At 60.2% G+C, this 22,871-nt stretch carries 19 protein-coding genes; 16 read left to right on the forward strand and 3 right to left on the reverse strand.

From position 1 onward, the window contains the following. The first annotated feature begins 34 nt into the window (after positions 1–34). The 6 genes from ABOK31_RS31260 to ABOK31_RS31285 all read left to right on the forward strand — a co-directional run bounded on the left by ABOK31_RS31260 (position 35) and on the right by ABOK31_RS31285 (position 5,939). Complete coding sequence (locus ABOK31_RS31260) at positions 35–1,168, forward strand: aminomethyltransferase family protein (protein ID WP_174177228.1); 1,134 nt, start codon at positions 35–37, stop codon at positions 1,166–1,168. Between the two features lie 10 nt (positions 1,169–1,178). Continuing rightward, positions 1,179–1,784 (forward strand): dimethylamine monooxygenase subunit DmmA family protein, encoded by a 606-nt coding sequence (locus ABOK31_RS31265; RefSeq protein ID WP_174177230.1) that lies wholly within the window; start codon positions 1,179–1,181, stop codon positions 1,782–1,784. Beyond that, positions 1,781–2,746: a 2Fe-2S iron-sulfur cluster-binding protein gene (locus tag ABOK31_RS31270; RefSeq protein ID WP_174177232.1), complete on the forward strand. Its 966-nt coding sequence runs from the start codon at positions 1,781–1,783 to the stop codon at positions 2,744–2,746. The genes ABOK31_RS31265 and ABOK31_RS31270 overlap by 4 nt, the downstream gene beginning before the upstream one ends. A gap of 29 nt (positions 2,747–2,775) precedes the next feature. Continuing rightward, complete coding sequence (locus ABOK31_RS31275) at positions 2,776–3,816, forward strand: DUF3445 domain-containing protein (RefSeq protein WP_174177234.1); 1,041 nt, start codon at positions 2,776–2,778, stop codon at positions 3,814–3,816. A 68-nt stretch (positions 3,817–3,884) separates the two neighbouring features. Further along, positions 3,885–5,222 (forward strand): NAD(P)/FAD-dependent oxidoreductase, encoded by a 1,338-nt coding sequence (locus ABOK31_RS31280; protein WP_349961520.1) that lies wholly within the window; start codon positions 3,885–3,887, stop codon positions 5,220–5,222. A gap of 117 nt (positions 5,223–5,339) precedes the next feature. Then, positions 5,340–5,939 (forward strand): PAS domain-containing protein, encoded by a 600-nt coding sequence (locus tag ABOK31_RS31285; RefSeq protein ID WP_174177238.1) that lies wholly within the window; start codon positions 5,340–5,342, stop codon positions 5,937–5,939. Here ABOK31_RS31285 and ABOK31_RS31290 read toward each other — a convergent pair. Then, on the reverse strand, positions 5,936–8,305 hold the full coding sequence (locus ABOK31_RS31290; protein ID WP_349961522.1) for a DUF1989 domain-containing protein: 2,370 nt from the start codon (positions 8,303–8,305) through the stop codon (positions 5,936–5,938). The two genes, ABOK31_RS31285 and ABOK31_RS31290, sit on opposite strands and share 4 nt — an antisense overlap. Before the next feature lie 242 nt (positions 8,306–8,547). On the opposite strand from ABOK31_RS31290, the gene ABOK31_RS31295 reads away from it, so the two are divergent. Further along, positions 8,548–10,332 carry an APC family permease gene (locus tag ABOK31_RS31295; RefSeq protein WP_349961523.1) on the forward strand — a complete coding sequence of 595 codons (1,785 nt, stop codon included), beginning with the start codon at positions 8,548–8,550 and terminating at the stop codon, positions 10,330–10,332. A gap of 100 nt (positions 10,333–10,432) precedes the next feature. On the opposite strand, the gene ABOK31_RS31300 is transcribed toward ABOK31_RS31295, so the two are convergent. Next, complete coding sequence (locus ABOK31_RS31300; RefSeq protein WP_349961525.1) at positions 10,433–11,884, reverse strand: MFS transporter; 1,452 nt, start codon at positions 11,882–11,884, stop codon at positions 10,433–10,435. Between the two features lie 112 nt (positions 11,885–11,996). On the opposite strand from ABOK31_RS31300, the gene ABOK31_RS31305 reads away from it, so the two are divergent. Next, entirely contained in the window at positions 11,997–12,872 is an 876-nt protein-coding gene (locus tag ABOK31_RS31305; protein ID WP_174177246.1) for a helix-turn-helix transcriptional regulator, read from the forward strand. A 304-nt stretch (positions 12,873–13,176) separates the two neighbouring features. Next, entirely contained in the window at positions 13,177–13,488 is a 312-nt protein-coding gene (locus ABOK31_RS31310; RefSeq protein WP_174177248.1) for a hypothetical protein, read from the forward strand. A gap of 138 nt (positions 13,489–13,626) precedes the next feature. Here ABOK31_RS31310 and ABOK31_RS31315 read toward each other — a convergent pair whose 3' ends face one another. Further along, positions 13,627–14,520 (reverse strand): LysR substrate-binding domain-containing protein, encoded by an 894-nt coding sequence (locus ABOK31_RS31315; RefSeq protein WP_174177250.1) that lies wholly within the window; start codon positions 14,518–14,520, stop codon positions 13,627–13,629. 135 nt (positions 14,521–14,655) lie between these two features. Here ABOK31_RS31315 and ABOK31_RS31320 point away from each other — a divergent pair, with 135 nt between their 5' ends. The 7 genes from ABOK31_RS31320 to ABOK31_RS31350 are packed head-to-tail and all read left to right on the forward strand — an operon-like array spanning position 14,656 to position 22,798. Continuing rightward, positions 14,656–16,206 (forward strand): ABC transporter substrate-binding protein, encoded by a 1,551-nt coding sequence (locus tag ABOK31_RS31320; protein ID WP_349961527.1) that lies wholly within the window; start codon positions 14,656–14,658, stop codon positions 16,204–16,206. 22 nt (positions 16,207–16,228) lie between these two features. After that, positions 16,229–17,110, forward strand: a complete 882-nt coding sequence (locus tag ABOK31_RS31325; RefSeq protein ID WP_349961528.1) for a dihydrodipicolinate synthase family protein — start codon at positions 16,229–16,231, stop codon at positions 17,108–17,110. A 33-nt stretch (positions 17,111–17,143) separates the two neighbouring features. After that, positions 17,144–18,103, forward strand: coding sequence for a nucleoside hydrolase (locus ABOK31_RS31330; protein WP_349961529.1), 960 nt, complete (start codon positions 17,144–17,146; stop codon positions 18,101–18,103). Next, a complete protein-coding gene (locus ABOK31_RS31335; RefSeq protein WP_174177257.1) occupies positions 18,100–19,071 on the forward strand; it encodes a nucleoside hydrolase in 972 nt (323 codons plus the stop codon). The genes ABOK31_RS31330 and ABOK31_RS31335 overlap by 4 nt, the downstream gene beginning before the upstream one ends. 5 nt (positions 19,072–19,076) lie before the next feature. Continuing rightward, entirely contained in the window at positions 19,077–20,051 is a 975-nt protein-coding gene (locus ABOK31_RS31340; RefSeq protein ID WP_174177259.1) for an ABC transporter permease, read from the forward strand. After that, the gene (locus ABOK31_RS31345) at positions 20,051–20,989 is read left to right on the forward strand and encodes an ABC transporter permease (protein ID WP_174177261.1); all 939 of its coding nucleotides are present in this window, start codon (positions 20,051–20,053) and stop codon (positions 20,987–20,989) included. Before ABOK31_RS31340 ends, ABOK31_RS31345 begins: the two co-directional genes overlap by 1 nt. Before the next feature lie 3 nt (positions 20,990–20,992). Beyond that, on the forward strand, positions 20,993–22,798 hold the full coding sequence (locus tag ABOK31_RS31350) for an ABC transporter ATP-binding protein (RefSeq protein ID WP_349961531.1): 1,806 nt from the start codon (positions 20,993–20,995) through the stop codon (positions 22,796–22,798). Positions 22,799–22,871: the final 73 nt, after the last annotated feature.

Raw genomic sequence — 22,871 nt, forward strand, 5'->3', positions numbered from 1 at the left:
ATAAATATTCCATAGAAGAAAAAGAGGGAACGAAATGGCATTATCATGGCGTTTCTCCGCCTTGGCGGACCGGCACCGTGCTCTCGGATCGAAACTCGAGGACTGGAGCGGCATGGGAACCGCCTGGACCTACGAGAAGGACATGTCGCAGGAGCATGTCGCGATCCGCACCAAGGCCGGGCTGATGGACGTTTCCGGCCTCAAGAAGGTGCATCTGGTCGGGCCGCACGCCATTGCCGTCCTCGACTATATCACCACCCGCGACATGTCGAAGATCTATCCCGGCCGCTCGGTCTATGCTGCGATGCTCAACGAGCGCGGCTACTTCACCGACGACTGCATCGTCTACCGAACCGGTCCGAACTCATGGATGCTGGTGCATGGCTCGGGCTCCGGCCACGAGGAGGTGCTCAAGCAGGCGGCCGGCCGCAACTGCGCTGTTCTCTTTGACGACGACCTGCACGATCTGTCGCTGCAAGGTCCGGTCGCTGTCGATTATCTTGCCAAATACGTGCCTGGCATCCGCGATCTCAAATATTTTCATCACATGCAGACGACGCTGTTCGGCGCACCTGTCATGATCTCGCGCACCGGCTATACCGGCGAGCGCGGCTATGAGATCTTCGTACGTGGCCAGGATGCGCCGATGGTCTGGGACCGCATCGTCGCAGAGGGCGAGGAGATGGGGATCATTCCCTGCTGCTTCAGCGTTCTCGACATGCTGCGCGTCGAAAGCTACCTGCTGTTTTATCCCTACGATAACTCGCAGATGTATCCTTTCGCCGACCAGCCGCCCGGCGACAGCCTGTGGGAGCTTGGCCTCGATTTCACCGTCAGCCCCGGCAAGACCGGTTTCCGCGGAGCCGAGGAACATGCACGCCTCAAGGGCAAGGAACGCTTCAAGATCTTCGGCATGCTGATCGATGCCGATAGTCCGGCCGATCTCGGCGACGAGGTCTATGCCGACGGCAAAAAGGTCGGCGTCATCACCTGCCCTTGCTATTCGTCCTTGACGAAAAAATCGATGGCGATCGCCCGTCTCGACGTTGACAAGGCCGTTCAAGGCGCGAAGCTGGAGGTCCGCGGCAAGAGCCTCAAGGCGAGCGCGATTGCCCATACGCTGCCGTTCGACGATCCGGAAAAGAAGAAGAGGACGGCCATCGGCTAAGGAGGCGCTCATGCTTGTCGAAGGCATCAAGAGCCGACCGGTCTACAGGGGTCTCTCCATTCAGCCGCACGCCCGGCGGCATCTGTTTGCGCTGGAAGGCGAGGGGGCCAATGCCCTCCTCAACCAGAAGCCGGCGCTCGATGATGCGGTCCTGTCGCGCAGCGAAATCCTTTATGTCGCGCGTGGCTCGCAGGGCAAGGGTCACGACGAGAGCCTGCGCAGGCTCGGCGCCGACATGTTCTTCACGGCGCCGACGATTGCGACATTGCTTTTCCGCCTGAAAGGCTCGCTTGCAACGGCGCATATGGGCACGCGGCTTTATATCGCCGGCACGGAAGGCTTCATCGGCCAGGCAATGATGGTGGCGCTCGACTACGGCATGGATCATGCCTCGATTATCACGGAACATCGCGGATCGCTGTCCCGTCGCGTGCAATGCGTCCACTGCAAGGGCATCACCGACGATGTCACGCATAGTCCTTTCGCCTGCGGCCATTGCGGGCTTCCGCTATTGGTGCGCGACCACTACTCGCGCCGTCTTGGCGCCTTCCAGGGCGTCAACATCGATGCGGAAGAGCCGGGTACTGCGCCCGATCCAGAGGAGTTGTTCCTGTGAGCGGTGGTACGCAAATTCCGGTCCGCGTTGCGAAGGTGACTCCCATTGCTGAGCGCATCAAGCGTTTTCGCTTCGAGCGTCTCGACGGCAAGCCGATGCCGTATTTCTCCGGTGGCGCACATGTGATCGTCTCGATGAACGACGAAGGGCATATGAGGCGCAATGCCTATTCCTTGATGTCGCCGCCGCATGATTGTTCGGCTTATGAGATCAGCGTACTGCGCGTCGAGGATTCACGCGGCGGCTCCGCCTTCATGCATGAGAAGGTGAGGGAGGGCGACGAGCTCAAGGTCAGCTATCCCGTCAATCTCTTCCAGCCGGACTGGCGCGGGCGCAAGCATCTCCTGATTGCCGGCGGCATCGGCATCACCCCTTTCATCGCGATGATGCAGCAGTTCTCGCGCGAGGGCGCGAATTTCGAGTTGCATTATGCCGTGCGTTCGCTTGATCGCGGCGCCTATTGCCGCGAGCTTGTCGAGCAATATGGCCAGCAGCGGGTGAAGATCTATTGCGATGCCGATCGTAATTTCATGCCCGTCGCCCGCCTGCTTGAAAGCCAGCCGCTCGGCACGCATCTCTATGTCTGCGGCCCGGCCGGCATGATCGATGGCGTATTGAAAACGGGCATCGAGGCCGGCTGGCCGGAACAGAACCTGCATTCCGAGCGCTTTCTGTCGTCGCAGCCCGGCAAACCCTTCTCCGTCACGCTGACGCGGTCGGGCAAGACCGTTCATGTCGGCCATCACGAAAGCATGCTGGAGGCGATCGAGGCTGCCGGCATCGATGCGCCCTTCCTCTGTCGCGGCGGCGCCTGCGGGCAGTGCGAGACGGGTGTCGCGGCCTGCGATGGCAAGCTTCTGCACAACGACGTCTATCTGACCGACGAAGAAAAGGCTTCCGGCCGAAAGGTCATGATCTGCGTTTCCCGTTTCGAAGGAAGCGCATTGCATCTCGATCTTTAGGCTTCAGGCCGATACTCAGGAGAACGGACATGGCAATCGCCTTCAAGAATGAAACATTCCGGGACGATTTCAGCTATCGCAACAGTCCGGAAAATATCCGGCGCTTTCCGTTCCCCTTCGATCGCGACGAATACATGTATTCCGTCAACATGGAACCGCATGTGAAGGGGCAGCCGAATACGGTCTTCGAAAGTCTCATCGACGTCGATGAGCACTATGTCGCCGAGATGCACGACCGGGCTCTGGTGCTGAAGGAGGATCCCTTACGCTATCAGGCGCTGCCGCACATGATGACGGCGCAATGGGATACGCTGGAACTCTTGATGGAGGAGCAGGCAGCCGGCTATCCCGAGCATTTCACGCTCACCAAGAACGGTGACCAGTGGCGCTGGATCAACCGTCCCCTTGGCATCGACGACACCTTCACCTTCGGTGATGCGTCGACGCTGCCCTACGAACCCTTCGAATACATCACCCGCCAGGCACAGGGCGATTTCTGCATCGTCGACCAGCGCGACAGCAATCTCTGGATGGATGCCGGCATGGTCACGACCCAGGCCGACTGGTCGCTCGATTTCGACATCGGTATGAACTTCATGGAATGGCACGGGCCGGTGCCGCTCGCCCACCAGATCGGCGTCTTCGACCGTGCCTTGAAATTCCTCCTGAACCTGCAGCTGGGCAAGCCGACACGCCGGTTCAACTGGACGATGACGATCAATCCGCGCCTCGATACCAGCCCCGAAAACTATCCGAAATGGGGTCCGGATCGCGCTACGGTGACGCCTGAGAATGTCGGCGAAAAGGTGCATCTTCGCGTCGAGTTGCAGAGCCTGTGGCGCCTGCCGCGTTCCAACGCCATCCTGTTTGTCATCCGCTGCTACCTGATGAACATGGATGAACTCGTCACCGTACCGAAATGGGCGCGCCGCTTCCCGCGTGTGCTGAAAACCCTGCCGCCGGAACTCATCGACTACAAGGGCCTGACACGGTTCCGACAGACCACGATCGACTGGCTTTCGAAATATGACGACGGCGCCCCGACCAGTCCCGGCATTTTCCCGGATTGATGCCGGGCACCACGCCAAACGACCGCATGCCATAAGAATATCGATACAATCGAGAAGGGGAATGCCACATGACACGAGTTGCCGTTATCGGTGCCGGCCCTTCGGGCCTTGCCCAGTTGAGGGCCTTTCAATCGGCCGCAAAGAAGGGTGCTGATATCCCGGAAGTCGTCTGCTTCGAAAAGCAGGCGGATTGGGGCGGCCTTTGGAACTATACCTGGCGCACGGGCCTTGATGAATATGGCGAACCCGTCCATGGCAGCATGTATCGCTATCTCTGGTCGAACGGCCCGAAGGAATGCCTGGAATTCGCCGACTATTCCTTCGAGGAGCATTTCGGCAAGCCGATCGCCTCCTATCCGCCGCGCGCCGTGCTCTGGGACTATATCAAGGGCCGCGTCGAAAAGGCCGATGTGCGCAAATGGGTACGCTTCAGCACGCCGGTGCGCATGGTGCGCTTCGATGAAGGGACGAAGAAGTTCACGGTGACGGCGCATGATCGCACCCAGGACCGGATGTATGACGAGGTGTTCGATTATGTCGTCGTTGCCTCGGGTCACTTCTCGACGCCGAACGTGCCCTATTTCGAGGGGGTGAAGACCTTCAACGGCCGCGTGCTGCATGCGCATGATTTCCGCGATGCGCTGGAGTTCAAGGGCAAGGACGTGCTGCTCGTCGGCCGCAGCTATTCGGCCGAGGATATCGGCTCGCAATGCTGGAAATACGGGGCGAAATCCGTAACGACGAGCTATCGCTCGAAGCCGATGGGTTTCAAATGGCCTGCCAATTTCGAGGAGCGGCCGCTGCTGACGCGGCTTGAAAACAAGACGGCATATTTTGCTGACGGGTCGTCGAAGGAGGTCGACGCACTGATCCTGTGCACCGGTTATCAGCATCACTTTCCGTTCATGCCGGATGATCTGCGCCTGAAGACGGCCAATCGCCTCTGGGCCGACCACCTCTACAAGGGCGTGATTTTCGACGGGAACCCACAGCTCTTCTATATCGGCATGCAGGATCAGTTCTACACCTTCAACATGTTCGACGTGCAGGCCTGGTGGGCGCGCGATGTCATCATGGGCCGCATCAAGCTGCCGTCGGAAGCAGAGCTGCAGGCGAACTTCGACAAGTGGCGCGCCCGCGAGGAGACACTCGAGGATGCCGAGCAGATGATCTGGTATCAGGGCGACTATGTGAAGGAGCTGCTCGCCGAGACGGACTATCCAAGCTTCGATATTGAAGGCACCAACCAGACCTTTATGGAATGGGAGCATCACAAGGCGGAAAACATCATGGGCTTCCGCGACCATGCCTACCGTTCGCTGATGACCGGCACCATGTCGCCGACACATCACACACCCTGGGTCGACGCGCTTGACGATTCGATGGAGGAATATCTGCGCAATTGATCTGCGGTCATTTCCCCACCTAACCGGCAAGGGAGGCGAAGCGCAGCCCTTGCCGGCTCTTTTGTGCGTTGAGACGAAACGAGTTCATCCGCAACCTTCTCTTCGGGCATGGCATCCATGGATTTCCAGACAAGCGTTCTCGGCCGCATGGCCGGTTTCCTTTATCGCTGCCGGGCAGACGAAAACTATACGATGCTCGAAATGACCGATGGCATTGAGCGCATCTTCGGCTATCCCGCCGACGAGATTATCGGTAACAGCACGCGAACCTTTACCTCGATCATGCACGAGGACGACATTCCGCTCATGGATGAGCTCGTCGGCAAGGCGCTGGAAGCCCGCACGGACTGGACGATGGAATATCGAATTCGCCACCGCGACGGACACCTTATCTGGGTGACGGAGACCGGCGGCGGTGTCTGGGACGAGGCCGGCGAGCTGCTCTATCTCGAGGGCAGCATCCTGAACGTCGAATCCCTTTATCAGCGCCTTGACGAACAGACCGCGGGCATGCGGGTCACGGCATCCAAGACGAACGAGATCCTGCAGTCGCTGCGCTATTTGAAGCTACTTGCCGTCAATGCCGGCATCGAGGCGGCGAGAGCCGGAACGGCCGGATCGGGCTTTGCCGTATTGGCGGCGGAGATGCGCACGCTCGCGAACTCCTCGGAAGAGGCCGCACGCGCGATTTCGAGCGCGCAGCGAAAAGCGGATTAGGAACGCGGCCGCGTCTTCTGCGGATCGTAGTGGGAAAGCGGTACGATGACGGCCGGAAGTCGCTTCTGCTGACCGTCGAGCTTGCCGATCTCGACCCTGGTGCCAACAGCGGCATGCGTGACGTCGACGCGGGCAAGCGCGATGGTCTTGCCGAGTATCGGCGACCGTGTGGCGCTGGTAATCACGCCGATCTGCGCGCGGCCGATATGGATGCAGTCGCCATGCCCAACGGTTTCGTTCGCCTCGATATCGAGGCCAACCATCAGGTGTCGCGGATTTTCCTTGCGCCGCACCAAGGCGTCACGGCCGATGAAGTCATCCTGCTTGGACTTCAATGGCACAGTGAAGCCGATGCCGGCCTCGAAAGGATCGGTCTGATCGTCGAATTCATGATGGGCAAAGACCAGGCCTGCCTCGATGCGGACCATGTCCAGCGCCTCCAGGCCCATCGGCTTCAGCCCATAGGGCTCGCCGGCTTTCCAGACGGCGTCGAAGACGGTCGCCGCATCCTTCGGATGGCAGAAGATTTCATAACCGAGCTCGCCCGTATAGCCAGTGCGAGAGACGACGACCGGCGCCCCCTCGAAGTGGCCGATACGGCCGACGGCGAAGCGGAACCATTCGAGCTCGCCGATCGTGGGCTGGCGCGGCGCCGTCCAGATGATCTCCTTGAGGATATCGCGGCTCTTCGGGCCTTGCAGGGCAATATTGTGCATCTGGTCGGTGGAAGAGCGGACCCAGGCCTTGAAGCCCTTCTTCTCGGCCTGCTCGCGCAGCCAGATGCCGCTATAGTCGTCACCGCCGATCCAGCGGAAGTTCTTGTCGCCGAGACGAAACAGCGTGCCGTCGTCGATCATGCCGCCATGTTCGTAGCACATGGCGGAATAGACGACCTGGCCGGTCGATAGCTTGCGCACGTCGCGCGTCAGGCAATATTGCAGCAATTCCTCCGCATCCGGCCCCGTCACCTCGAACTTGCGCAGCGGCGAAAGGTCGATGACCACGGCGCGTTCGCGACAGGCCCAATATTCCTCGACCGGTCCTTCCGAGGAGAAGCGGTTCGGCAGCCAGAAGCCGCGATATTCGGTGTAATCGCGCGTTAGGGCGGAGAGGTGTGGGTGGAACGCGGTTTCCCGCGTCAATTCGGGGTCGGCGTCAGGGGTCATGCGATAAGCCACCGCTCGTGTAAATTTCTCTTTGCCGGAAAAGGTGCGCACATGGATATCGGTCGGGTCCCAGCCATTGGCCGCATCGATGTCATCGGGGCAAGAGGAGGAAACGCAGACCAGATCCGTCAGCGCGCGCATCAGGACGTAATCGCCGGGCCTGGACCAGGGCTCGTCGAGATAAAGCTGGTTATTGTGATCGACATTGGTGTTGTAGAAGTAGTTGAGCGCTTCCCAGCCCTTGCGGCCGGCAATACCATAAGGTGCGAGCGCCGCGTTGAAATTGTCGGTGCAGTTGACGTGGCCGGGATAGCCCATGTCGTCGTAATAGCGCGAATTGCAGGCCGTTGCGAAGGCGTCGTGGCGGCCAACCGTGTCCTGCACGATTTCCACCAGCGGCTCGAAATCGCGGTCGAACGCCTTGGACGGCAGGCCGGGAGCGGGATAGCTGCGGCCGAGCAGGGTGCGGGTCACCGTGGAATCGAGCGCAAGATCGAGGCCCTTGTCGACCTTACGGGCGGAAAAGGCCTGAAAATCGGTGCATTGCCGGCCATAGACATCGATAATCTGAATATATTCGCCGGCGCGAACGAAATAGGCTGAAGCGGTTGCCGCCTTGATGCGAATGTCCTCGATCGGATCTGCGAGCGGTTCGGGCAGCGCAGACACGTAGTCGCGCAGGATGGTCGTGCGGCGTATCCTGACCTCGATCGGTGTTGCCGTGTCCTGCGCCTCGGGCGACATGGCCGTTCCAGGTGCACAAGCGACAAGCAGGCCCTTGGTCGCGATGGTGAATTCCGCCATGTTGCCCGCTGGCGACGATGTTCCGAAGAGGCGAAGTGCTGCCGCGGACGCTAGATCGGCCCCGCGACGTTCCAGCGCCGTCCTGACGCGAGCAGCGCTTTCATTGCTTGAGGAAAGAATGGTTTTCAGACCTGTCGCTTCGCCGGTGAATGCAGAACCCAGGCCAGCGGATTGAAAGCGGCCCTTTTCGTCGATGAAGGTGAGCTCACAGACCTGGCCACCCTCGCTGTCTGTCAGCGTAATGCGATCGCCGGGCTCGACGCGTACGACCAGCGAGCCGCCGCCCTTGCAGCGATAACGCTCGGTATCTTGCGGCAGGGCTGGAATGCCCGGATAGCGCACAATGCTCGCCGAAATCGGCCGTATTCCGGCTATTGGCGGGTGGAGATCTCGCATCAAGCCCTCTCGGGAATTGCAGTGCGTTTGAACACTGGAATCATGCTGACAAAATGCCGTCCGAAAGTAAAGGGATATTGACTAAAAAGAAAATATCTTCACTATGTATAAAGGGCATGCATCTGGAACCCGCGCACAGACTCGGCTCATGAAAACCTCCAGCAAGCCCCGCAATGCCATGGGAGGCACGTTCAGGGAGACGTACAAAGATACGTCCGGAACAAAGATGGGGAATATCACTAATGACGGATATCGTGGACGCCGGCGCTTCTGCCGGCACCGAAGGTAAGCTTATACGCGCGCTTGACTGGAAGGGCGCGTTCTGGGTGGCAGCCGGCGTACCGCCACTTGTTCTTTTCTCCATCGGCGGCATCGCCGGTACGACGGGCAAGCTTGCCTTTGTCGTCTGGATCATCTCGATGATCATGGGGTTCCTGCAATCCTTCACCTATGCGGAAATCGCCGGCATGTTCGGCAACAAGTCCGGAGGCGCCTCGGTCTATGGCGCGACGGCATGGCTGCGCTATTCGAAATTCATCGCGCCGCTCTCCGTCTGGTGCAACTGGTTTGCCTGGTCGCCGGTGCTGTCGCTCGGCTGCGCCATTGCGGCGGGCTATATTCTCAATGCCTTCTTTCCCATTCCGGCGGCGGATTCGCAGGCCGTGCTGAGCTGGATCAGCGCGCATGCCACGTCCGTTACCGCCGATAGCCCGCGGGTGGCAGAATATATTGCCGCCCATGCCGGCACCACGCCGGCGGATGCGGTAAAGGCGCTTTTAAGTGCCGATGGTGTCGCCGCCCTGACGCCGGCTATCCGCAACTGGTCGCTTTTCACCTTCAACATTCCCTTCCTCGCGACCGCCAACATCAATGCCACCTTCTTCATCGGCGGCATCCTGATGCTGATCATCTTTGCGATCCAGCATCGCGGCATTTCCGAGACGGCGAGCGTGCAGAAGTGGCTTGCTATCATCGTGCTGGTGCCGCTGCTCATCATCGGCGTCTATCCGATCGTCAGCGGCCAGATCGTTTCCTCCAACGTTACCGGCCTCGTGCCGCCTACAGCGGCTTACGCCGGCACGGACGGAACCTGGAGCAATGGTGGCTGGACGCTCTTTCTGGGTGGCCTCTATATTGCCGCCTGGTCGACATACGGCTTTGAAACCGCCGTCTGCTATACGCGCGAACTGAAGAACCCGAAGACGGACACGTTCAAGGCAATCTTCTATTCCGGCCTTGCCTGCTGCATCTTCTTCTTTCTCGTGCCTTTCGCCTTCCAGGGCGTGCTCGGCCATGCCGGCATGCTGGCTCCGGGCATTGTTGATGGCACCGGCGTCGCCGAAGCGCTCGGCGGCCTGATCGGCGCCGGTCGTATCGTCACGCAGCTGCTCGTCATCCTGATGATCCTGGCGCTGTTCCTGGCGATCATGACCGCGATGGCCGGTTCCTCGCGCACCCTCTATCAGGGGTCCAAGGATGGCTGGCTGCCGAAATATCTCGATCATGTGAACGAGAACGGTGCGCCCACGAGAGCGATGTGGACCGACTTCGCCTTCAACCTTTCTCTTCTGGCAATCGCATCCGACACCAGCGGCTATTTCTTCGTGCTCGCCGTCTCCAACGTCGGATACATCATCTTCAACTTCCTCAACCTCAATTCCGGCTGGATCCACCGCATGGACTCCGGTCATGTCGAGCGCCCGTGGAAGGCACCGTCCTGGCTCATCGGCCTCAACACGATCCTTGCTTTCGTTAACGCGCTTTTCCTCGGCGCGGGGGCGAAGGTTTGGGGCTATGCCAATGCCCTCTGGATCGGCTTTGCCTTCGCGGCCCTTATCCTGCCGGTCTTTGCCTACAGGCATTATGTGCGTGACGGCGGCAAATTCCCGGCCGGCGCCATGGACGATCTGGGCCTGGTCGGCCAGGACCTGGGCGTCAGGAAGGCGGGTATTCTACCCTATCTGGCGCTCGTTGGCGGGCTTGCCATCGTGCTGATCGCCAATTGGGCCTTCCAGCTGCCGGCGTAGCGGCGCCTGGTCAAAAGCCATTTACATGCATGCAAGTCCGGCCTGGCGACAGGCCGGACTTTGCTATGGGATCAGCAGATTACTCACCCCGTCGGCGCGATCATTCCGGCGCGACGATCAAAGTGTCGTCGATTTCGGCCTCTACGGGTCGGCTGCGCTGCCGCGCCAGCCGCAGAAGCGTGGCCGCCAGCAGAATGGCCATCAGCCCGAGTTCGACGGTGATCGCCGTTACCCCGGCCGAGAGATAGGCGCCGGAATATTGCAGCACCTGGGCGAATACGGCCCCAAGGATCGCAGGCCCAAGACCCAATGACACCTGCTGCATGGTCGCAAGCATGGCGCTGCCGGCGCCGGCATGTTCATGCGGTACGTCCGCAAGGCCGAGCCGGTAGAAGCTGTTGACGATGAGAGCCTGTCCGAAACCGATCAGGACGGTGGACGGAATAAGGTTGATGACGCCGGGTTGCGGCCAGACCGTTTCGAGCGTCACGATAAGCAGCGCAAGCCCGGTCATCTGGATCACGCAACCCATTGCCAGCATGAGCTCCCGGCGTATGTTTGCAAGGCGACGCGTGACGAAGGCGGCAGAGATGAAATAGGAGCCGCCGAGCGCGATCAAGGCATTGCCCGATTGCAGCGGTGTCAGCCCGGCACCTGCCTGCAGCGTCAGGGCGAAGACGAACATGAAGCCGCTCCAGCAGGTGAAGAACAATATGGCGATCAGTCCTCCGAACCGCATGCTGGAGATGCGGGTGAGCGAGGGAGGCAGGATCGGGAAGGCACCGCGCGCCTCCTTGGCGCGCTCGATGCGCCAGAGGAGCGCCACCAGCGGTAGGATCGGCACGAAGCCGAGCAGGCAAAGCCAATTCCAGTGGAGCGACGGGCCGAGCGCAGTCGGTAGCAGGACCGAGAGCGTCAGCAGCGCCAGCGTGATCATGCCTGACCAGTCGACCGGAACCCTGCCTTGGCCACGCGTTTCGGGAACATGGCGCCACATGCTGAGCAGGATCAGAATGCAGATCGGCAGGTTGATGAGAAAGATGCTGCGCCAGCCGGAACCGGCAATATTAGCCGAGATCAGGAAGCCGCCGAGAACCTGGCCGACGATGAAGGCGATGCCGCCGATCGCGCTATAGAGCGAGACGGCGCGGGCGTGATCGCGTCCGGTCAGGCTGACATGGATGGTCGCCAGCACCTGCGGCACCATGAGCGCTGCCGCAATTCCCTGCAGCGCGCGAGCGACGATGAGGAAGGCGACCGAAGTCGCCAGCCCGCAAAGCAGCGAGGCAAGGCAGAACATCAGAACGGCCAGGCCGAACATGCGCCTGCGGCCGAAATTGTCGCCGAGGCGGGCGCCCATGGCCAGGCAGACGGCAAAGGCGACGCCATAGGCGGCAACGAAAAGTTCAAGCTCGGTCTCGCCGGCATGCAGGGAGGCGGAGATGGCGGCAAGGCCGACATTGATGATGGAAAAATCGAGCTGCAGCAGCAATTGCCCGGCAAGCAGGATCAGCAGGCCGAATTGGCCAAGCCGGATTGGTGCGGATGTCATGGGGACCTCAAACGATTTCCAGAACTGAGTCCACAGCGTTCTACACCTATGTTAAACTGGTACAAGATACCTGCTTAGACTGGTATAAAAAGTGTCAGGCTGGAGAATGGAAATGCACGGTACGCTCGATATAGGCTCCAATCAGACGCTTTCGCGGGCACAGGAGCTCGGCGAGATGTTGCGACGGCGGCGGGAAACCCTTGATCCGCAGCGACTGGGTCTTGGCCGCGCGGGGCGCATTCGTACACCCGGATTGCGGCGGGAGGAAGTGGCGTCACGTGCCGATATCGGCATTACCTGGTACACCAAGCTGGAGCAGGGCCGGCCGATCCGCGTGTCGCCGCGCGTGCTTCTCTCTGTCGCACATGCTTTGGAATTCAACGAAGTCGAGACGGAGCACCTGTTCAGATTGGCCAATCTGCCGGTCCCGCCGCGGCTCGAAAATCCACGGGTCTGTGAGCCGCTCACCAAGGCAAGCCAGAGCATCCTCGATCAGCTCTGTCCTTACCCGGCTTTTATCCAGACGAAGCGCTACAATATACGCGGCTTCAACGAGGCCTATCGCCGCCTCGTCGGCGTCGATCTCGATGCGATCCCGCTTGAAGATCGGAATTGCATCTATCTGTCCCTCGTCAATCCTGCGTGGCGAGCGAGCCAGGTCAATCCCGATGAGGTATTGGCCGGCATGGCTGCCCTGTTCCGTGCATCCATGGCAGAGCATCTCGACGACCCGGCCTGGGAACGGCAATTGGAACGCTATATGAGCGTTTCGGATCAGTTTCGTATCGTCTGGGACCGCTATCAGCTCAAAGGCATAGAGAATGTCGTGAAGCGTTTCCGCCTGGCCGACGGCACGATCCTGGCGCTGCAATCCAACAATTGGTGGGCAAGTCCCAGCAATGACGACCGCATGATCGTCTACACACCCGTCGACGAAGCCGGGGCGGAGAAGCTGAGCGCGATGATGAAGCGCAGGCGGGCTTGCTGAGCGGTAAAGCTGGCAGAACCCCAAGGGATCGATCACCACGAGCGCACTTGCGGCAGCTTCCGCCTGTTCGTCGGGTATTCAGCGTTCCGGCGGTGTCAAAAATGGACGTAGGCTTTAGACGACAGTCTGCCTAACGTGCTGGTGGTAGGCATAAGCAATGGCCGGTTTTGCTGGCGGCTCGCCGTCAGGGATCGCCACCACGTAGAGTTGAAGTAACAGACTGCAATAGTATCTGAGTAGCTTCACTTGCAAGAGCGAGTCCATCTGTGATGTCGCAGTAGCAGTGGTCCTCGAAGGAGGCATGATGGAACGCTTTCGCTACCTCATGGGAGGCAGCCTATCGCTGGAGCAAGCCGCGACACTCCAGAAGGTGCTCGACAATGTCGCCAGCCAGCCCTGGTTCGATAACAATGAGCATTGCCGCAACGCGCTAGCCGGGCGCCTGACTTTTCTCATAAAAATTGGAATAGAAAACACCGCGCATCTCCAAACCATCGGTGTTTGCTGGGCGGTCAATGACTTCAACCGCGATGTGCTGAAAACGAACCGAAGGAAGCCGGCAGAGATAACGGAGATAAGGAAGGCCGAGCAGCTTCGGCTTGAGGATTACCGGTAATGTTCGCATCTCGGCAAAGTCCAATGTCCCGCCGTGGAACGCGATCCGCCTCGGGCTCAAAGAGCGCCGTGACCCTTCAGATTCGCTTCTCGCGCTTTAGCTCTTTGATTTTGCACCTGTCGTTGCCGCAAAACCGCATCACGCTTTTGCATCCGAGCCGATGAGCTCGCTCATTCGCTTGATCAGATCGTCCAGGATTGAGATGCGGTGACCGCCGGAAGGACGAATGGCGAAGTAGGCGACCTCAATCTGCGGTTCGAACGGGACCGCGACAATATCGGTTCCGGCGGACTGCAGGCTTGTATGATCGACGATGCCAACGCCCATGCCGGCGGCTGCAAAATAGCAGCAATTGAGCATCGATGTCTCCATCGTGCTGGTCGGCGGATGATCCTGCGTGGAGAAGGCGCGGTCGAGCGCCAGTCTGAGCGGTGAGTTGCGGCCGGGGATCAGCACGCGCTCCTCCATGAGATCGGCGGGCCGGATGACGCTTCGGGACGCAAGCCTATGTCCCGGCGCCATGGCGGCGACGGCATGGGAACTATGCAGGAGAACGGCATTCTTGTCCGCCATGCGGGGCGAGCCGAAGACGAAGCCAAGATCGTAGCGGTTCTTATCGACCATATCCCAAATATGCCGGCTGTTTTCGACATCGATGACAAGCGGAATGTCGCGCCGGTTGCCAACGACATCGAGGATGGCTTGGTGAAGATATGGCCGGACGAGCGACGTCACGCTCGCAATTCTGAGAACGATGTTTTTATGCCGACGAATGTCGTCGGCGGCCTGGGCGATCTGGTCGAGGCCAAGATACAGCCGTTCGACTTCCCGGAAGAGCTGCGTCGCCTCGGCCGTCGGCACGAGGCGGGCTCCCACCCGCTCGAATAGTGTGATCTCGACGATTTCCTCCAGATCGCGGATGAGGCGGCTAACGGCGGGCTGCGTGACGTTCAAGGCATCGGCTGCAGCCGTGATGCCCCCTGTCATCATGACGCTTCTGAAGGCTTCCACCTGTCTTGGTTTCAATCGCATCCCAATGCCCTTTCCATAACATTAGGGCATGGATCGAACACAAAATGCAATTTTTCTTTTCCCATCAGGTTCGTTAGTTGCAGAGAAAATCTGCTTGGAGAGTGCGGATTTCAAAAAAGCCGGAGGAATACCATCATGAAATTTCTAAAGGTCGCGGCCGTCTTGGCGGCATCCGTCCTTGCCATGCCGCTCACAAGCCAGGCGAGGGATCTGACCGTTGGCCTTGCCGCCTCGACGACATCCATGGATCCGCAGTTTTACGTCGTCGGACCGAACAGCGCGATGGCACGCAATATTTTCGATGGTCTCGTCAACCAGGATGAGAAGCAGCGGCTGCAGCCGGCACTGGCGCTGTCCTGGAAAACCATCGACGACACGACCTGGGAATTCAAGCTTCGTCCGAATGTGAAATTCCACGACGGAAGCGATTTTACCGCCGATGATGTCGTTGCCAGCATCAAGCGCGTGCCGCTCGCTTCCAAGAATAGTCCGAGCTCCTTTGCGGCCTATGTCAAGGCGATCACCGAGGTCACCGCGGTCGATCCGCTGACGGTTCGCATCAAGACCGATGGCCCGACGCCCCTGCTGCTGAACAATCTCAGCCGTATCGCGATCCTGCCGGCCAAGATGCAGAACACCACGACCGAAGAGATGAATTCCGGCAAGGGCGTGATTGGTACCGGCCCGTTCAAATTCGTCTCCTGGACGCCCGACGATAACGTGGTGCTCGCGCGCAATGATGCCTATTGGGGCGAAAAGGCCGCCTGGGACAAGGTGACCTTCAAAATATTCAAGAACAGCAGCGCCCGCGTTGCGGCAATGCTTGCGGGCGATGTCGACATGATCGAAAGCATCCCGACAGCAGACACTCGGCGGCTGCAGGCCTCCGATCAGCTGAAGGTCGTCAATGTTGCCGGAAACCGGATCATGTATCTCCACATGGATCAGGCGCGCGAGGTATCGCCCTTCGCCAAAGGGCCTGATGGCAAGAACCCGCTCTTGAAGCCGGAGGTGCGCCGTGCGCTTTCGCTCTCGATCAACCGCGAAGCGCTCGTCGACCGCATCATGGACGGACAGGGCGTGCCAGCAGGTCAGCTCGTTCCGGAAGGCTATTTCGGCTATGACCCGTCCATCAAGGTCGATGCCTACGATCCGAACAAGGCGAAGGAACTGCTTGCCAAGGCCGGCTATCCGAACGGCTTCTCGCTGACCTTCCATGCGTCGAACGACCGCTACCCGAACGACTCCAAGGTTGCCCAGGCGATCGGTCAGTTCTTCAGCCGCATCGGCATCAAGACCGAAGTTGCGACCCTGCCTGGCAGCGTTTACTTCACCCGCGCCTCCAATCTGGAGTTCAGCTTCATCATGGGCGGTGCGGCGGTCGAGACGGGCGAGGCATCCGGCGTGCTGGGTCCGATCCTGGAAACCTTCGGGGACAAGGCCGGGCAGGGCAATCGTGGTCGTTATTCAAATCCGGAATTCGACAAGATGCTGAGCGCCGCGCGCTCGACGCTCGATGACGGCAAGCGCGAGGAGCTGCTTCGTAAGGCGACGGAGATCGCGATGAACGACCTTGGCGTCATCCCGATCTTCTACCTCGCCAATACCTGGGCGGTGAAGAAGGATCTCTCCTATCCGGGCCGGTCGGACGGCTACACGCTTCCCTATTATGTGAAGCCGAACTGAGCCGGCAAAAGGACGATCGAACATGTCTTTCCGCGGCGTATTTCCCTATCTCGTCTCCCCGATCGATCATTCCGGTCAGGTGATGAAGGGCGTGTTGACCGACCTCGTGGATCACCTGATCGCTTCAGGGGTTCACGGCCTGACGCCGCTCGGAAGCACCGGCGAATTCGCCTATCTGAACTGGGATCAGCGTCGCAGCGTTGTCGATACGGTCATTGCCGCCAGCCGCGGACGCGTCCCCGTCGTGGCGGGCGTTGCATCGACATCGACCAGCGATGCCGTCGCCCAGACCGAACATATGGTCGAGGCAGGAGCCGACGGTATCCTTGCTGTGCTGGAATCCTATTTTCCGGTCGGCGATGAGGGTGTCGAGGCCTACTTCACGGCCATTGCGAAGGCCGCGAAGGGACGGCCGGTGGTGCTCTACACCAACCCGCAATTCCAGCGTTCCGATTTGAGCCTGCCAGTCATCGAGCGGTTGAGCCGTGTCGATAACATCCGTTACATCAAGGATGCCTCGACCAATACGGGGCGTCTTCTTTCGATCATTGAGCGCACGGAAGGCCGGATGGAGGTATTCGCCGCCTCGGCCCATATCCCGGTCTGCGTCATGATGATCGGTGGTGTCGGCTGGATGGCAGGCCCGGCTTGCGTCGTGCCGAAGCAGAGCATCGCGCTCTATGAGGCCGCAAATGCCGGCGATTGGGCAAGAGCGATGGAGCTGCAGCGGCCACTCTGGCGGGTCAACGAGATCTTCGCAAAATATTCGATCGCCGCCTGCATCAAGACGGCACTGGAGCTGCAGGGCTTTGCGGTCGGCGCCCCCATGCATCCGCAGCTCCCCCTTGGCGAGACCGCACGAACCGAGATCGCAGGAGTTCTTCGTGAACTCGGCGCGCTTTGAGACCGCATTTTCCATTCATTGAAGGCATGTCCCATGAAGCCGATTTCGATCATTGTCGATTGTGACCCCGGAATTGACGATACGATCGCCCTTCTGACCGCATTCGTATCGCCGGAGCTTAACATCCTCGGCATCACGCCGGTCTGCGGTAACCAGCCTCTGGAGCGCACCGTGCGCAACGCCCTTCAGGTTTGCGAGCTCGGTCGGCGTTCCGATATCCCAGTCTTTGCCGGCTGTTTTCGTCCGATGCTGCGCGAGCCGATCTACGGCCAGTTTCACGGCAAGACCGGGCTTGGCAACACGATCTTGCCGGAGCCTGAAAAGATGGCCGAGAGCAAATCGGCGGTCGATTTCCTCATCGACACCCTGAGCGAAGCGGCACGAACGGGCGAGCGCGTCACGCTTTGCTGCCTCGGGCCAATGACCAATATCGCCGTCGCCCTCAGGATGAAGCCGCAGATCGCCGAAGGTATCGAACGGATCGTCATGATGGGGGGCGCCTATCGCGAACCCGGCAATCGGACGATGACCTCCGAATTCAACATGCTGGCGGACCCGCATGCGGCGCATGTGGTCTTCTCAAGCGGAATCCCGCTCGTTGCTCTCGCGCTCGATGCGACGCATCAGGTGATGCTGAAGCCCGAGCATGTCGCCGAGTTCTCGCGTGTCAGCGGCCGTATCTCGCAGACGCTTGCCGAGCTGATGGCCTTCTGGGATCGCAATGACGTGCGCCGCTACGGTTCGCGCGGAGGACCGCTGCATGATCCTCTGGTGATCGCCTATATCCTTGTCCCGCATCTTTTCGTGACCGAGAAGGCCCGCGTCTTCGTCGAGCATGAAAGCGAGCTCTGCATGGGCCAGACGATCGCCGACTGGTACGGCAAGAGCGGCCTCGAGCCGAATGCCGACATCGTGACCAAGGTCGATGCCGAGGGTGTGATCGCCTTCTTCCTCGACCGGCTGTCGCGCTATGCCGAAAAGGCTGTCGCATGACGCGCGAGAAGATCATCATCGATGCCGATCCCGGCGTGGACGATGCCGCCGCCATCCTGATGGCGCTTGCATCGCCGGAAGTCGATGTGCGCGGCCTCTCGATCGTCGCCGGCAATGTTGCCCTTCGCGATACGGTGCTCAACGCCTGCAAGATCGTCGGCCTCAGCGGTCGCCATGACGTGCCGGTTCATGCAGGCGCGGCCGGACCGCTTGTGCGGGACCAGGTCTATGGCAAATATGCCCGCATCGGTGCGTTTGACGATGCCTTGGTCAAACCTGGCGACATCGGCCCATCCGAAGAACATGCCGTGCATTTCATCGTGCGCTCGGCGCGCGAAGCGGCAAAGGTCGGCGAAAAGATCACCATCTGCGCCATCGGGCCGATGACCAATATTGCCCTGGCGCTCATCCAGCATCCGGACGTGGCAGCGGGCATAAGGCAGATCGTTTCGATGGGCGGCGCTTTCTCGGCGCTGGGGCACCGCACGCCCTGGGCCGAGTTCAACATCTATGCTGATCCGCATGCCGCCGAGATTGTCTATCGCTCCGGCGTGCCGATCGTCGTGATGCCGCTCGACATGACGTTCCAGGCACTGTTTACTTTAGAGCATTTCGAGCGGTTCCGGGCCGGCGGCGAGGCAGGCAAGGCGCTTTTCAATCTGTTTTCCACCTTCGACCGCAGCGATGTCGGGCGGTTTGGCAGGCCGGGTGGCCCGATCCACGACGCCACAACGATCGCCTGGCTCATCCGCCCGGATTTGTTCACCAGCCGCAAGGCTTTCGTCGGCGTGCAGGTGACGGGCCTTACCATGGGATACACCTTTGCCGACTTTTACGGGAAATTGGATCGGTCGGCGAATGCCACCGTTGTCACTGAAGTCGACGAGGCCGGGTTCATCGCACTGCTGATCGAGCGCATCGCCCGCTACGGGCAAAGCGGGCTCGGGGCTACAGCGCAGGGAGGTTGAATTTCATGGGCGGATATTTGCTGAGCCGGTCGATCCAGACCGTTCTTACGCTGCTCGTCATGTCAGTTCTGGTTTTTGCCGGGCTCTATCTCGTCGGCAATCCGGTCGATGTGCTGTTGAGCCCGACGGCAACGCCGGCGGAGCGTCTTCAAGTCATCCAGTCCTTCGGTCTCGATAAGCCGGTCTGGGAGCAATACTGGCTGTTTCTCACCCGTGCGCTTTCGGGCGATCTCGGCAATTCCTTCGTCTATAATCAACCGGCGCTGACGCTGATCCTGCACCGCATGCCGGCGACCCTGGAACTCGCCTTCGTTGCCCTGGTCATGGCGCTCGTGATCGGCATCCCGCTTGGCGTCTATGCCGGTCTCAAGCCGAAGGGCCTGATCTCGAAATCGATCATGACCTTCTCGATCCTCGGCTTCAGCCTACCGACCTTCTGGATCGGCCTTGTGATGATCATGCTGTTCAGCGTGCATTTTGGCTGGCTGCCGGCATCAGGCCGCGGGCAGACGGTGCCTGTCTTCGGAGTGCCGCTCAGCCTCTTCACCTTGGATGGGCTGTCTCATCTGGTGCTGCCGGCCTTCAATCTGGCACTCTTCAAGATTTCGCTCGTCATCCGCCTGACTCGTGCCGGCGTAATGGAGACGATGCAGCTCGATTTCGTCCGGTTCGCCCGTGCCAAGGGTCTCACGGAACGGCGGATCGTCACCGTGCATGTGCTGAAGAACACCTTGATCCCGCTGATCACCGTGATCGGCCTGGAGCTTGGATCGCTGATCGCCTTTGCTGTCGTGACCGAGACGATCTTTGCCTGGCCCGGCATGGGCAAGCTCATCATCGACGCGATCGGCGTGCTCGACCGCCCGGTCATCCTCGCCTATCTGATGATCACCGTCGTGATGTTCAGCATCATCAATCTGCTGGTCGACATCCTCTATTCGATCGTCGATCCCCGCGTTCGTCTCGAAGGAAATTCGTAATGGCCGAGAATAGCTCAAACGCTGGCTCGGTGCATGCGAGCAAGGGGAGTGCAGGCAAAGGCGCATCGCGATCACCCTTCCGCCAGACGATGTCGGCCCTTCTGCACGACAAGCTTGCGCTGGCGGGCCTCATCATCGTTTCCATCTTCGTGGTTACTGCATTATTCGCGCCGTTGCTCGCCCCGCAGAATCCCTATGATCTGTCCCAGCTCGACATTCTCGATGGGCGCCTGCCGCCTGGCTCGCATAGCACGAGCGGCATGCTCTATCTGATCGGCACGGACGATCAGGGCCGTGATCTGATGAGCGCGATCCTCTATGGTCTTCGCACCAGCCTGCTGGTGGGCATATCGAGTGCGGCCGTAGCACTTGTCATAGGCGCTTCCATCGGGCTCGTCAGCGCCTATGTCGGCGGCCGCCTCGATGCTTTCCTGATGCGGGTAGTCGATATCCAGCTAAGTTTCCCCGCCATTCTCATCGCGCTGATCTTTCTCGCCATCCTCGGCCAGGGTGTCGACAAGATCATCCTGGCGCTCATCGTCACGCAATGGGCCTATTATGCCCGCACGATCCGCGGCTCGGCGCTGGTGGAGCGCAAGCGCGCCTATGTGGATGCCGCCCGCTCGATGGCCCTGCCTGATCGCAGCATCCTCTTTCGTCATATCCTGCCGAACTGCCTGCCGCCCCTGATCGTCGTTGCCACGATGCGCGTGGCCTATGCCATCATGCTGGAGGCGACGCTCTCCTTCCTCGGTATCGGTCTGCCGGTCACGCAACCCTCCCTCGGTCTGCTGATCTCCAACGGCTTCGAATATCTGCTCTCCGGCGATTACTGGATCAGCTTCTTTCCGGGTCTTGCGCTTCTCATGCTCATCGTCGGGATCAATCTTATCGGCGATGCGCTGCGCGATATCCTCAATCCACGGCGGGAAGGCTGAGCCATGACCAAACCGATCCTTTCGATCTCCAAGCTCAACACGGCCTTCCGCGTCGGCGGCGAATGGCGCAATGTCATCAGCGATATCAGCTTCGATATCGGCCCGAAGGAAACCGTTGCCGTCGTCGGCGAATCCGGCTCCGGCAAGAGCGTCACGGCGATGTCGATCATGCGGCTTCTGTCGCCGGCCAATTCACGTATCACTGGCAGGATCGAATTTGAGGGACAGGATCTTCTGTCCCTGCCGCTCAACGCCATGCAGGCGATCCGCGGCAATCGGATCGGCATGATTTTTCAAGAACCGATGACCTCGCTCAATCCGGTTCTGAAGATCGGCCAGCAGATCACCGAGGTTCTGGTGCAACATCGCGGCATGTCGCAATCGCAGGCCGAAGCCGAGGCCGTGCGCCTGCTCGAGAAGGTGCGCATCCCCTCGGCAAAATCGCGTCTCAACGAATATCCGATGAATTTTTCCGGCGGCATGCGTCAGCGCGTGGTGATTGCGATCGCGCTTGCCTGCGATCCGAAGCTGCTAATCGCCGACGAACCGACGACGGCGCTCGACGTGACCATTCAGGCGCAGATCCTCGGCCTGATCAAGACGCTGCAGGAAGAGGAGGGTATGTCCGTCCTCTTCATCACCCATGACATGGGCGTCGTCGCCGAGATTTCCGATCGCACGGTCGTCATGTATCGTGGCGAGCAGGTCGAGACGGATGCGACGGCGGCGCTCTTTGCCGGTGCCAGGCATCCCTATACGCGGGCGCTTCTTTCGGCGGTGCCGCAGCTCGGCTCGATGACCGGGAAGGACCGGCCGCTGCGCTTTCCGCAGGTGGATATGGCGACTGGCGAAGTGCAGCCCGTCAAGCCGACCGAGGACACGGTAAAGCTGAACCAGCCGCCGATCCTGAGGGTCGATAACCTCATCACCCGTTTTCCGGTCAAGCGTGGCTTCCTGCGCAGGACCGTCGGCAGCATCCACGCCGTCGAAGGCGTCTCGCTCGAGCTCCGGCAGGGCGAAACTCTGTCGCTTGTCGGCGAATCCGGCTGCGGCAAGTCGACGACCGGCCGTTCGATCATCCGTCTTGCCCCGGCGATGTCAGGCGAAATCCGCATCGACGGCAAGGATGTCCTGAAGGCCGGCAAGGGCGATCTCGCCGATATCAGGCGCGAAGCGCAGATGATCTTCCAGGACCCGTTCGAAAGCCTCAATCCGCGCATGCGTGTCGGTCAGGCGATCGCCGAGCCGATCATTGCCCACGGGCTGGCAAGTGCCTCGCAGGCAAAGGATCGCGTCGGCGACCTTCTCGAACGGGTCGGCCTTTCCGCCTCTATGGCGGATCGCTTCCCGCATGAATTTTCAGGCGGGCAGCGCCAGCGCGTGTGCATCGCCCGGGCACTCGCGCTCGAGCCGAAGCTTCTCATTGCCGATGAATCGGTTTCCGCGCTCGACGTTTCCGTCAAGGCGCAGGTCATTAATCTCATGCTGGATCTGCAGGAGAAATACGGGCTTGGCTATCTCTTCATCAGCCACGACATGGCGGTCGTGGAGCGCATCAGCCACCGCGTTGCGGTGATGTATCTCGGTGAGATCGTCGAAATCGGACCTCGCCGGGCTGTTTTCGACAATCCGCAACACGACTACACCAAGCGCCTGATGGCGGCAGTTCCGATTGCCGATCCCACGCGGCGCCAGGTGCGCCGCATCTCCAATGAGGAGATCGGGAGCCCGTTCCGCACAACCGGCTACCAGCCGCCGAAGCGTACATACGAACAGGCCGGCGATGGCCATTTTTTCCAGGTGGCTTGAGAGAGACGTCGCGCCATGACGGCGATGGCGCGGCTTACGGCTCGGTTTTCAGATTGGCAGTCGTTGTATACGG

The organism is Rhizobium sp. ZPR4 (genome assembly GCF_040215725.1).
In the GTDB taxonomy this organism is placed as follows: domain Bacteria; phylum Pseudomonadota; class Alphaproteobacteria; order Rhizobiales; family Rhizobiaceae; genus Rhizobium; species Rhizobium rhizogenes_D.